Genomic DNA, 12,625 nt, shown 5'->3' on the forward strand with positions numbered 1-12,625 from the left:
ATACGACAGAAATGTCATGGAATCGGCTTAGATTGCCGTCAGGGGATCCGCTCACAAGGAGTAGTCGATGCGATTGCTGTCACCACTAGCCGCTGCCTGCCTGCTGGCACTGGCCACCTCGCCCGTCCGGGCCGAGGTCTTCATCAATGAACTGCACTACGACGACAGCACCCCGGCCGGGGACGTCGGCGAGGCGATCGAGGTCGTTGCCACGGCCGGCGAGGACCTGTCCGGGTACCGCCTGTACCTGTACAACGGCAGCACGCCGTCGGCAGCCAGCGTGTACGCCAACACTGCGGTTCCGGCGGGCACGGCAGCGGCCTGCGGCAGCGCCCGCATCGCGGTGGTGACCTACCCGACCAACGGCATCCAGAACGGGGCCAACGACGGCATCGCGCTGGTCGACGCCAGTGGCAAGGTGGTGCAGTTCCTCAGTTACGAGGGCACCATCACCGCCGGCAGCGGCCCAGCCGCCGGCATGACCAGCCAGAACATCCCGGTTGCGGAAAGCAACAGCACCGCGCCGGGCACCTCGCTGCAGCTGACCGGCAGCGGCAGCCAGTACACGCATTTCACCTGGGCCGAATCGGCCGCGCAGACGTTCGGCGCCTGCAACACCGGCCAGACCTTCAGCGGCAGCCCCGGCACCCCGGGCCCGAACACGCCGCCGTCGGTGTCCACGACCCTGCCCGCTCAGGGCAGCAGCACCTTCCCCGCCGCCGGCGATCTGGAAGTGGTGTTCAGCGAGAACGTGACCCTGGCCAGCGGCGCGTTCGCGCTGAGCTGTGGCCAGTCCGGCAGCGTGCCGCTGAACCATCCGTCCAGTGGCCGCACCCTGAAGATTTCCACCAACACCGCCCTGGTGGCCGGTGAAGCGTGCCGCTTCGACATCCGGGCCAGCCGCATCAGCGACAGCCAGGGCGCGCGACCGGCGGCCGATTCACGCATCGCCTTCACCGTGGCCAGCACTACCGGCACCCCCGATCCGGGCAATCCGGGCAACCCCGGTGCGTACTACTCCAAGGTCAACACCTCCAGCCCCAGCCAGCTGCGCTGCTCGTTGCACGCCACCATCAAGGGCCACACCGCGTATCCGTACAGCGGGTCGGGCACCAGTACCTGGACCATCCTGGAAATCGCCGACGAAGATCCCAACAACGCCGGCAACGTGCTGGATGCCTACCGCAACCGCAGCTACGTCAAGGGCAGCGCGCGCGCGGGCACCGGCAGCGGCCTGACCTACAACCGCGAGCACACCTGGCCGAACTCGCTGGGTTTTGCCAGCACCTCCGGCGACAAGGGCCTGCCGTACGCGCCGTATACCGATACCCACATGCTGTACCTGACCGATGCGCAGTGGAATGCCGACCGTGGCAACAAGCCGTTCGCCAAGTGCGACAGCAACTGCGGCGAGCGCGCCACCGAGTCGAACAACGGCCAGGGTGGCGGCAGCGGCGCCTATCCCGGCAATTCGAACTGGGTGCGCACGCCGGATGGCAACCAAGGCACGTTCGAGGTGTGGGGCAAGCGCAAGGGCGACATGGCCCGCGCGGTGATGTACATGGCCATCCGCTATGAGGGGGGCAAAGATGCCGCAACTGGCCAGTCCGAACCCGACCTGGAGCTGACCGACGACCGCAGCAAAATCGTCAAGACCAGCAGCTCGCCGGCTTACATGGGCCTGCTGTCCACCCTGATCGACTGGCATCTGGCCGACCCACCGACCGACGCCGAGCGGGCCCGCAACGAGGTGATCTACAGCTTCCAGGGCAACCGCAACCCCTTCATCGACCACCCCGAGTGGGCCACCCCGGCCCTGTTCACTTCAGCGAAGCCGGCCAGCTGCCAGCTGGCCAACTGATGCGCTGCTGATCTGCCTGATGCCCCGGTCCGGCCTCCTGCGCGGACCGGGGCCCTATACTCGGCGGCGATGTCGACCGCCGATCCCGTGCTGCTGTTGTTCACCACCTGCCCTGACCTGGCCACTGCCGAGCGCATCGCGCACGCATTGGTAGGTGAGCGGCTGGCGGCGTGCGTTACCCGCCAGGAGGGCGCGCGGTCCACGTACCGCTGGCAGGGCGAAGTGACCACGGACACCGAGCTGCAGCTGCTGGTGAAGACCACGGCCAGCCGACTCGATGCCGCGATGGCGCGGCTGGTCGAACTGCATCCGTATGAACTCCCCGAGTGCATCGCGGTCGAAGCACGCGCCGGCTTGCCGGCCTATCTGGATTGGATCCGGGCGCAGACCCGGGAGGAACACACTTGAACACCTTTGGATTGATGACGCTTGTCCGTCGCGGCGCTGCCCTGTGTGCGCTGCTGGCCCTGTCCCTGCCCGCGTGGGCACTGAGCGAGAAAGACCTGCTGCCGGTGGATGAAGCGTTCGCGCTCAGCGCCACGGCCCCGCAGCGCGGCCAGATCGAGCTGCAGTGGAAGATCGCACCGGGCTATTACCTGTACCGCCATCGCACCAGCGTCAAGGCGGATCCCGCGTTCAATGCAGGCACCCTGAAGATGCCGGCCGGTGATCGCCACCACGATGATTTCTTCGGCGAAGTGGAAACCTACCGGCAGCAGCTGGTGGCGACCCTGCCCGGCCAGCCGGCAGCCGACGCCGGCACGGTCAGCGTGGAAGTCCGCTACCAGGGCTGCGCCGATGCGGGCGTCTGCTACCCGCCGCAGAAGCGGGTGATCCAGGTCGCCCTGCCCGGCGCTGGCGCTGACACGGGAACAGCGGGTTCAGCGGTCCGTAGCGGCGGCGCGGCGGCCCTGCTCGGCAGCCCGCTGGGCAGCACCGGTGGCGGCCTGCGGCTGCCCGGGACGGCCAGCGCGACGCAGTCGTTGCCGCTGCCGGCGGAGAAAGCCTTCGGCTTCGACGCCATCGTCGACGACGGGAATGCGCTGCTGCTGCGCTTCACCCCGGCCAAGGGGTATTACCTGTATCGCGACCGCACTTCGCTGAAGCTGGAAGGCGCCAACGGCGTGCGCCTGCAGCCGCTGCGTTGGCCGGCGGCGCGCTCGCACCGCGACGAGCACTTCGGTGATGTCGCGGTGTATTTCGATCAGACCGATGTGGCCCTGCCGTTGCAGCGCACCCGTCCGGGCCCGGTCGATGCCACCTTGGTCGTCACCTTCCAGGGCTGCCAGACCGACGGCATCTGCTATCCGCCGATGACCCGCCGGGTGAAGCTTGCGATCCCCGCCGGCACCGTCGACAACGGCGTTGCCGGCACCACAGCGGCGACCGAGCTGCCGGCCGCGCTGCCGCGCGAAGCACAGCGCACCGACGGCGGCGGCAGTGGTGGATCCACCGATGGGCGGCGCCTGGTTGCGATGACGCCGGACCCGCTGCCCGATGACAACACCGTGGCCCGGACCGCCGATGCCGCAGCTCCCAGCCCCGACGCCAGCGCAGGCAATGCGCAGCGCACGCCGCCGCCTACGTCGGCGCCGACGACCACCTTCAAGGGTCTGCTGATGGTGCTGCTGCTGGCGCTCGCCGGTGGCCTGGTACTGAACCTGATGCCCTGCGTGCTGCCGATCCTTTCCCTGAAAGTGCTGGGCTTGGCGCAGAGCGGTGAAAGCCGCCAGCGCGCGCGGGCGCATGCCCTGTGGTACACCGCCGGCGTGCTGGTGGCCTTTGCGGTGATCGGCGCGTTGGTGCTGGCATTGCGCGCCGCGGGCCAGGCGGCCGGCTGGGGGTTCCAGCTGCAGCATCCGTGGTTCATCGCCACCCTGGTGTACCTGATGTTCGCCGTCGGCCTCAGCCTGTCCGGCGTTTTCACGCTGGGCGGCAGTGTCGGCGGCATCGGCCAGTCGCTGGCCTCGCGTAGTGGCCCGATGGGCGACTTCTTCACCGGCGTGCTGGCCTGCGTGGTCGCCAGCCCGTGCGTTGCGCCGTTCATGGGCCCGGCACTGGCCTATGCCTTCGCCGCACCGGCGGTGCAGTCGATGCTGGTGTTCCTGGCATTGGGCCTGGGCCTGGCGCTGCCGTTCCTGCTGGTCGGCTTCGTGCCCTCGCTGGCCCGCCGCCTGCCGCGTCCGGGAGCCTGGATGGAGACCCTCAAGCACGTCCTGGCGTTCCCGATGTATGCCACCGCCCTGTGGCTGTTGTGGGTGCTGGGCAAGCAGCGCGGCGTGGACGCGATGGCCTTTGTACTGGCCGGACTGGTGCTGCTGGCGCTGGGCCTGTGGTGGTTCGAGCGCAGCCGCTGGCGCAGCCAGCGCATGGGTGCGGTGCTGGCCGGCGTGGTGATCCTGGCGGCGCTGGTACCGGTGTGGGGCGTGAGCCGACTGGCGGCGCCGGTTGCCGGTGCACAGGCCGCCGGCGAGAACGCGGTGGCCTATTCACCGGAGATGCTGGACCGGCTGCGCGGCGACAACCGCGTGGTGTTCGTCAACATGACCGCCGACTGGTGCGTCACCTGCAAGGCCAACGAACGCGCCGTACTGTCGCGCCCCGCGTTCCAGGACCTGCTGCGCAGGACCAATGCGGTGTACATGCGCGGCGACTACACCAACGTGGATCCGCAGATCACCGCGTTCCTCGATGAGCACAAAGCCGTGGGCGTGCCGCTGTACGTGGTGTATGGCCCCGGCGCACCGCCGATCGTGCTGCCTTCGGTGCTGACCCAGGCGCTGGCCGAAGAGGCCTTGCTGCGTACTGCGCGGTGACGCGCCTGCGGCCCGCACTGCTGTGGACGGCGGTGCTGGCCGGTGGCCTGGGCCTGTGGGCCGGGAACGTGATGGAAGAGCGTGGGGCGGCCCCCGTTCCCCGGCAGGCGAAGGCTGCAGATCCCATCGGATCGCCGCTGCCCGCCATCGTGCTGCCGGACCTGTCCGGGACCCCGGTGGACCTTGCCGCGTTCCGTGGACGGCCGCTGCTGATCAACGTCTGGGCCAGCTGGTGCGGCCCCTGCGTTGAGGAAATGCCCGAGTTGGCTCGCTTTGCCGACGCGCAGGGCGACCAGGGCGTGCAGGTGCTGGGCCTGGCACTGGACACCAGGGAAGGCGTGCAGGACTTCCTGCAGCGGGTGCCAGTGGGCTATCCCATCGTGCTGGACACGCCGGGCCGCGACGACGCCAGCGTGCGCCTGGGCAATACGCAGGGCCTGCTGCCCTACAGCGTGCTGGTGGATGCGCAGGGCCGCATCGTCCGCCGCAAGCTCGGGCCTTTTTCCCCAGGTGAGATCGAGGAGTGGGCGACAGGCCGTTGATCGCGCTTGACCCTGGAGCCTTGGACCGGAACACTGTGCGAGTGATTCTCATTTGCTAATGGCAAGAATGCCATCCGCATCGCCACTTCCTGCGCAGCAGCCAGCCCCCACTGGCGGTACCGGTTCCCCCTCCCCCGATGTTCAAGAACGTTCTTTTCCAGGTGCACTGGTTCCTCGGCATCACTGCCGGCACCGTGCTCGCCCTGATGGGCCTCACCGGCGCCACGCTGTCGTTCGAGGACGAGCTGCTGCGCGCGCTGAATCCCGGCTTCGCCGCCGTGGCGACCCAGCATGCGGACGGGCAGCAGGCATTGCCGTTGAGTACCCTGGTGGACACCCTTGGCGCTTCGAGTGACACCCCGCTGCAGCGGCTGCGTGTGGACGCGACAGGTCAGCGCCCCTCAGTGGCCCGCTTCGAAGGCGGACGCGATAACTGGGTTTATTTCGATCCCTACACCGGCGAGTCGTTCAGTGCGCTGCGGGGACAGGCGTTCTTCGATTTCATGGAAGACCTGCACCGTCGCCTGGTGGCCGGCGAGCGGGGGCAGCTGGTCACCGGTATCTGCACGATCTTCCTGCTGGTGTTCGTGCTGTCGGGCATCTACCTGCGCTGGCCGCGGCAGTGGTGGAACTGGCGCAGCTGGTTCGCCGTGGAGTGGAAACACCGTGGCCGCAGCTTCCTGTGGAGCCTGCATTCGGTGATCGGCACGTGGGTGCTGCCGGTCTACCTGCTGATCGTGCTCACCGGGTTGTGGTGGTCGTTCGACTGGTACCGCGATGGCCTGACCCGCGTGCTGGGCGGCGAAAGGGAAACTCCGGCCGTGCTGCAGGGCGAGGGGACGTTGAACCTGCAGCGCGTGCAGGCCACGTTGTACGCCCTGCCCGGCGTACGCGAGGGCTATATCGACCTGCGCTTGCCGGCCCGTGGCGACCGGCCGCTGACCGTGCGCGTGATGTCGGCCACCAGCACGCACCACGACCGCGCCCACGACGTACTGCAGCTTGATCCCTCCAGCGGTGCGCTCCTCGAACAGCGCGCCTACGGCAGCCTGGATGCAGGCGGCAAAGTGTTGACCAGCATGTTCGCACTGCATTCGGGCAGCTTCTTCGGCCTGCCCGGCCGCCTCATCGTGATGCTGTCCAGCCTGATGATGGTGCTGTTCTTCGTCACCGGCTGGATGCTGTACCTGGATCGTCGGGCGAAGAAGCGCGCGGTACGCGCCTCACGTGTCGACCTTCCTGCGCTCGATGTCACCGGCGATGCCGGCGGGCCGGCGTGGCTGGTGTCCTTCGCCAGCCAGAGCGGCCAGGCGGAGCAGCTGGCCTGGCGCGCGGCCGGCCAGTTGCAGGCGGCCGGCATGCGCGTGCAGGTGCAGCCGTTGGCCCGATTGGATGTGGCCACCCTGCAGCAGACCGAACGCGCCCTGTTCGTGGTCAGCACGTTCGGCGACGGCGAAGCACCGGACAGCGCGCGGGTGTTCGAACGCAAGGTACTGGCGCAGGCGCAAGCGTTGCCCGGACTGGGCTACGCGATGCTCGCACTGGGTGATCGTCAGTACGCGCGCTTCTGTGGATTCGCGCGCCGGGTGGAGACCTGGCTGGGCGAGCAAGGGGCGGCGGCGCTGTTCCCCTGCGTCGAAGTGGATGGCGATGATGCACGCGCGCTGCAACGCTGGCAGCAGCACCTGGTGGCGTTGACCGGCATCGAGGCACTCGAGGCGGATGCAAGCCCGAGCGCCCTGCAGGAATGGTCACTGATGGAGCGCGTGCTGCTCAATCCGGGCAGCCAGGGCGGTGCGATCTGGCAGATCACCCTGCAGCCACCACCCGGCACCGGCTGGCAGGCCGGGGACATCCTGCAGGTAGCCCCCCGGCAGGGCGATGCGCACGTACAGGCCGTCCTGCACGCCGCCGGCGTGGATGCGGATGCGTGGGTGCATGTGGATGGCGCAACGGTACGCGTCGGCGATGCAGCCGCACTGCGCGTGTTGCCCGATGCCACCCAGGTGCAGGCCGTGCACGACGCGGTGCACTGGCTGGATGAGCTGCCGCGGCTGCCGCCACGCGAATACTCGATCGCCTCGTGCGCGGCCGATGGCACGGTGCAGCTGGTGGTACGCCTGGTATACGACGCCGCTGGTCGCGCGGGGCTGGGGTCGGGCTGGCTGGCACACCACGCGCCGGTGGCGGGACCCGTACATGCGCGCGTTCGCCGCAATGCCGGTTTCCATCGGCATGCCGATGCGCCGCCGATGATCCTGATCGGAAACGGCACCGGTATCGCAGGGCTGCGCAGCCTGTTGCGCGAAGCCCATGCAGCGGGGCACCACGGGCACTGGCTGCTGTTCGGTGAACGCCAGCAGGCCTGCGATGCGTTGTACGCCGATGAGCTGCGTGATTGGCAAGCACAGCGCCACTTGGCGCGCGTGGATCTTGCGTGGTCGCGCGACGGCGAAACGCGCCTGTATGTGCAGGACCTGCTGCGTGCGGCCAGCGCAGAGCTTCGCCACTGGATCGCCGATGGCGCCTGCCTGTATGTCTGCGGCTCGCTGCAGGGCATGGCGCAGGGCGTGGATGACGTACTGCGCGAGACGCTGGGCGAAGACGCCTTGGACGCCCTGCTGGCAGAAGGCCGCTACCGCCGCGACGTGTACTGAGCTGTAGCGGAAGGGGTAGAGCTGACCCGGTAGAGCCGACTTCATTCGGCTGGCATTTCGCGCACCACGTCAGCCGACTGAAGTCGGCTCTACCAGTCGGCTACCGTTCCCCGCAGACCGGCCGCAGATGCGGCTGCAGCAGCGCCGCTACCCAGTCCATGAATACTCTCACGCGCGCGGGCAGGTGCCTGCGCTGTGCATACAGCAACGTGACCGGCATCGGCTCGGCCGGAAACTGCGGCAGGATCTCCACCAGCACCCCGTCATGCAGCGCCTGCCGCACGCCCAGGCGCGGTACCTGGATGATGCCCAGTCCCGCTGCTGCCGCGGCGCTGTATCCATCGCCGCTGTTCACCGTCACCGCGCCGGCCATCGGCAGGATGCGGTACTGCTGGCCATCGAAGTATTCAAAGCCGGACGGACGCTGGCCCAGCGTGCTCACGTAGTGCACCAGCCGATGATCGTGCAGCGCTTCAAGCGTATGCGGCGTGCCGTAACGGGCCAGATAGCTCGGGCTGGCGCAATTCACCACCTCCATGCAACCCAGCGTCCGCGCCACCAGCGTGTTGTCATCGAGCGGGCCGACCCGAAGCACGCAGTCGAATCCCTCCCGCACCAGGTCGACGCGGCGATCGGTGCCACTGAGCTCGATTTCCAGCCCAGGATGCTGCTGCAGGAAATCCGGCAACGTCGGCACGACGAGGTGCCGCGCAAGCCCGCTGGACATGTCCACGCGCAGGCGGCCACGCAGGGTGGCGGTGTCGCGGCGGAACATCCCCTGCAGGTCCTCCACATCGTCCAGCAGATCGCGTGCGCGCTGGAACAGCTGCTCGCCATCGGCGGTCAACTGCACGCGGCGGGTGGTCCGGTGCAGCAACTGCGTGCCCATCGCGGTTTCCAGCTGCTGCACGGCGACCGATACGCTGGCCTTGGGCAGGCCCAGTCCTTCAGCCGCGCGGGTGAACGATCCGCGCTCGGCCACATGCAGAAACGCGCGAAGCTGCGCCAGGCTGTCCATTGATTGTTGTTCCAGATTGAACAGTCATATCAGCATCACGCGATTTATTCGCGCCTGCAAGCCCAATACGCTGGCCCCCTACCCGCTGATGGAGTTCGCCATGACTACCGCTATCCGTACCGTATTGATCACCGGCGGCAGCCGTGGCCTGGGTCGCAATGCCGCACTCGCCCTGGCCGCCGACGGGGCCGACATCGTACTGACCTACCGCAGCCAGTCCGCTGCGGCCGATGATGTGGTGGCACAGATTGAGGCGCTGGGCCGTCGGGCTGCCGCGCTGGCGCTGGACGTGGCCGACAGCAGCGCGTTCGCGACATTCAGCGAACGCCTGGAGCTGCAGTTGCAAGCCTGGGGCGTGGAGCGCCTTGACGGCCTGGTCAACAACGCCGGCGAAGGCCACTACGCGCTGATCGCCGATACCACCCCAGCGTCGTTCGATCATCTGGTCAACGTGCACTTGAAAGGGCCCTACTTCCTGACCCAGACGCTGTTGCCGCTGCTGGCCGATGGCAGCCGCATCCTCAACGTGTCCAGCGGACTGGCCCGCTTCTCGCTGCCGGGCAGCTCCGCCTACGCGATGATGAAGGGCGGCATCGAAGTGTTCACCCGCTACCTGGCCAAAGAGCTGGGCGCACGCGGGATCAGTGCGAACACCCTGGCGCCGGGCGCGATCGAGACCGACTTCGGTGGCGGCCGGGTGCGCGACGATGCAGGCACCAACGCGATGGTGGCCTCGTCCACCGCGCTGGGCCGCGCAGGCAAACCGGACGACATCGGCCCGGCCGTGGTCGCCCTGATGTCACCGGGCACGCACTGGATCAACGCCCAGCGCGTGGAAGCATCGGGCGGCATGTTCATCTGACGCGTCGACACGACGTTATCGCAGCATCCCGGTAGCGCCGAGCCACGCTCGGCGAGCGCATCGGCCCAGATCACGCGGCCACGGCGAATCGCAGCACCCCGGTAGCGCCGAGCCACGCTCGGCGAGCGCAGCGGGAAGAACCTGACGGCCAGCGGCCGTCACTAACAAGGGCAGCGGCCCAGGTCACGCTGCCACGGCGCGTGGCGCGGCGCGCAGCTGGAACACGGCCACTGCTTCGGCCAGCAGATCCGCCTGGTCTTCCAACGCACGGGCCGAGGCCGTGGCTTCTTCCACCATCGCCGCGTTCTGCTGCGTGCTGGCGTCCATCTGCACGATGGTCTGGTTGACCTGGCTGATGCCATTGCGTTGTTCCAGCGACGCATCGCGGATCTGCAGCATGATCGCCGCCACCTGCTGCACGCTGGCCTGCAGCTCGGTCATCGTCGCGCCCGCCTGGCCAACCGCCTGCGTACCCTGCCCGACCTGCGCCACCGAATCTTCGATCAACCCCTTGATCTGCTTCGCCGCATCCGCGCTCCGTTGGGCCAGGCTGCGTACTTCGCTGGCGACCACCGCGAAGCTGCGCCCCTGCTCCCCTGCGCGCGCAGCTTCCACGGCTGCGTTCAAGGCCAGGATATTGGTCTGGAACGCGATGCCATCGATCAGCGAAGTGATCTCGCCGATGCGACGCGACGCCGCCGAAATATCACTCATCGAACGCTGCACGCGACCCACCGCGTCGCCTCCGCGTGCGGCGACCTCCGCACTGGCCTGCACCAGTACGCTGGCCTGGCTGGCCGCATCGGCATTGCGCGATACGGTATCGGTCAGCTCGTGCATCGATGCAGCGGTCTCTTCCAGATTGGCAGCCTGCAACTCCGTCCGGGTCGACAGGTCGGCATTGCCTGCGCTTATCTCACCAGCCGCCTCGCCGATGGAGCCCGCGGCCTGCTGGATGCGCGCCACGATCCCTGCAAGTTGCTGCACCGTCGCATTGGCATCGTCGCGCATGCGGGCAAACACCCCTTCGACCTCACCGTCCATGCGCACGCGCAGGTCACCGCGGGCCAGCGCCGCCAGCAGCGTCTGCAGGTCGCCCAGATTGTGTTCGAAGGTTGCCAACAGATGGTTGATGCTGGCGGACAGACGGTGCACGAAGCCCGCCTTGCCCTCCAGCGGAATCCGCCCGGCCAGTTCACCGAGCGCCGCTGCGTCGACCAGCGCCGCCACCTCGGTCTCCAGCAGCACCTCCAGCGCGCGACTGCGCCACTCCACCACCTCGCCCAGCGCGTGTCCATCGTCGAAGATGGGTGTCGTCACTACGTGCCAGGTCGTGCCGGCGTGCTGGATGTCAAAGTCCCGCCTTCCACTCCCACCCACGCTGGACAATGCGGTGTGCACGTCGCGGGCCGACGCGCCGATCACCTCATCTGCGGCACGTGACAAGGTCAGCAGCAGCGCCGGGTTGGCATGCGTCACGATGCCCTGTGGGTCTATCACCATCAATCCCGTGGACGCGCTGTCCAGCGCTTGGCGTGCGCGTGCATTCTCCTGGGCGACGGCGCGGTCCCGCTCGATGCGTGCGCGCAGTTGCTGCTGCATATGACCAAGTCGCTGGGCAAGCTGCCCGATCTCATCGTGTGGATTGTGCACACGCAGCTCGGTATCCAGCCGGTCTTCGGCAATGTCCTGCGCAAATCGCAGTGTGTCCTGGATCGGTCGACGCACCGCGCGCAGCACCATCAAGAGTGTGCCGATCAACACCAGCGCAACCGTCAACAGGCTTGCGGCGAACATCACACCCAGCCGCGACGCCTGCGCCTGCTGTCGTTCGCGCGCCTGCTCCAGGTTGCTGGCCTGCACCGTCTGGAATGCCTGCAATGCCGGCGCGATGCTCGACGCAGTGTCCACCAGCAGCTGTGCCTCGACATCCAGTCCGACACGCGCCGCGGTGTAGGACAGCAAAGCGCCCTGATACGCATCCATCAGCGCGCGAAGCTGCTGTTGCGTATCGGCAGACAGGCCCCCCAGCGCGAGATCGAACGGCAGTTTTTCTTCGCTGGCCTTGTCGGCATGGCTGGAGTCACCGTTCAACAGCAACAGACTCTCCTGCCGGCGCATCTTCTGCACGTGCATCGCCAGTAAGGGGCAATCGGTTGCATCCACGGCAGACTGCAAGGCGTCGGCGGCGGTATCAAGCTGCACCGCCAGCGCCTCATCACCGCGTCCCATCTCATCCACGCGGGCGTTCAAACCGGCAATCCCTTCGGAGAATGCGGCGGCATGGCTGGCCACCTCGTCGAGCGCTGTCTTCCGTGCACCGTCCATCGGCAGCGCACGTAGCTGCTCCAGCGTGGCCTGCAGGCGCTGCTGGGCCTGTTGCAGCAAGGTGCGATCAGCCGCGTCGAACGTCAGGGCATACTGCGTCTGCAGTCTGCGGGCTTCGGCGACCTCCGCCGCCAGCGTGGAGGCAAGACCGGTGCCCTGCTGATGGACAGCGAACGTGCGCGCGGCCCGATCACTGACATGAGTCGTCCAGGCATACATCGCGGCAACGGTGACCAGGCCGATGCCGCAGACCAGCAGGCTGCCTTTGATCTTGGCAGCTACACTGAGGCGGGCCGAACGGTGAACATACCCGTGGGCGATGGCTGGGATACCGCGCAGGCGCGCACGCAACGTTCGCAGGAGGGGCGGGACAGCCAACATGACAGACTCCGAGGCAGAATGACGCATCGGTATCGGCCGTCAGCTTGCGTACTTTAGCCCCGGTAGCGCCGAACCCTGCCCAGTGAGCGCAACGGCCTGCGCCCCTGCCCCGTGGGCATAGAGGGAACCGCCACGCATGCCGCAGCGGTACCGGGGGACG

At 67.8% G+C, this 12,625-nt stretch carries 8 protein-coding genes; 6 read left to right on the forward strand and 2 right to left on the reverse strand.

Going from position 1 to position 12,625, the window contains the following annotated elements:
- Positions 1-67: 67 nt before the first annotated feature.
- From ICJ04_RS15985 to ICJ04_RS16005, 5 genes are all read left to right on the forward strand, one after another.
- Positions 68-1,861 (forward strand): endonuclease, encoded by a 1,794-nt coding sequence (locus tag ICJ04_RS15985; protein WP_188325158.1) that lies wholly within the window; start codon positions 68-70, stop codon positions 1,859-1,861.
- Positions 1,862-1,930: 69 nt separating this feature from the next.
- Positions 1,931-2,269: a divalent-cation tolerance protein CutA gene (gene cutA / locus ICJ04_RS15990; protein ID WP_188325159.1), complete on the forward strand. Its 339-nt coding sequence runs from the start codon at positions 1,931-1,933 to the stop codon at positions 2,267-2,269.
- A gap of 14 nt (positions 2,270-2,283) precedes the next feature.
- On the forward strand, positions 2,284-4,677 hold the full coding sequence (locus tag ICJ04_RS15995) for a protein-disulfide reductase DsbD (RefSeq protein WP_188327368.1): 2,394 nt from the start codon (positions 2,284-2,286) through the stop codon (positions 4,675-4,677).
- Complete coding sequence (locus ICJ04_RS16000; protein WP_188325160.1) at positions 4,674-5,219, forward strand: TlpA disulfide reductase family protein; 546 nt, start codon at positions 4,674-4,676, stop codon at positions 5,217-5,219. Before ICJ04_RS15995 ends, ICJ04_RS16000 begins: the two co-directional genes overlap by 4 nt.
- A gap of 137 nt (positions 5,220-5,356) precedes the next feature.
- Positions 5,357-7,876, forward strand: a complete 2,520-nt coding sequence (locus ICJ04_RS16005) for a PepSY domain-containing protein (protein ID WP_188325161.1) — start codon at positions 5,357-5,359, stop codon at positions 7,874-7,876.
- Positions 7,877-7,976: 100 nt separating this feature from the next.
- Here the strand turns inward: ICJ04_RS16005 and ICJ04_RS16010 are convergent, their stop codons facing one another.
- Positions 7,977-8,894, reverse strand: a complete 918-nt coding sequence (locus ICJ04_RS16010) for a LysR family transcriptional regulator (RefSeq protein ID WP_188325162.1) — start codon at positions 8,892-8,894, stop codon at positions 7,977-7,979.
- 100 nt (positions 8,895-8,994) lie between these two features.
- Here ICJ04_RS16010 and ICJ04_RS16015 point away from each other — a divergent pair, with 100 nt between their 5' ends.
- Complete coding sequence (locus tag ICJ04_RS16015; protein WP_188325163.1) at positions 8,995-9,756, forward strand: SDR family oxidoreductase; 762 nt, start codon at positions 8,995-8,997, stop codon at positions 9,754-9,756.
- Positions 9,757-9,939: 183 nt separating this feature from the next.
- Here the strand turns inward: ICJ04_RS16015 and ICJ04_RS16020 are convergent, their stop codons facing one another.
- The gene (locus ICJ04_RS16020) at positions 9,940-12,465 is read right to left on the reverse strand and encodes a methyl-accepting chemotaxis protein (protein ID WP_188325164.1); all 2,526 of its coding nucleotides are present in this window, start codon (positions 12,463-12,465) and stop codon (positions 9,940-9,942) included.
- Positions 12,466-12,625: the final 160 nt, after the last annotated feature.

The organism is Stenotrophomonas sp. 169 (genome assembly GCF_014621775.1).
GTDB lineage: Bacteria > Pseudomonadota > Gammaproteobacteria > Xanthomonadales > Xanthomonadaceae > Stenotrophomonas.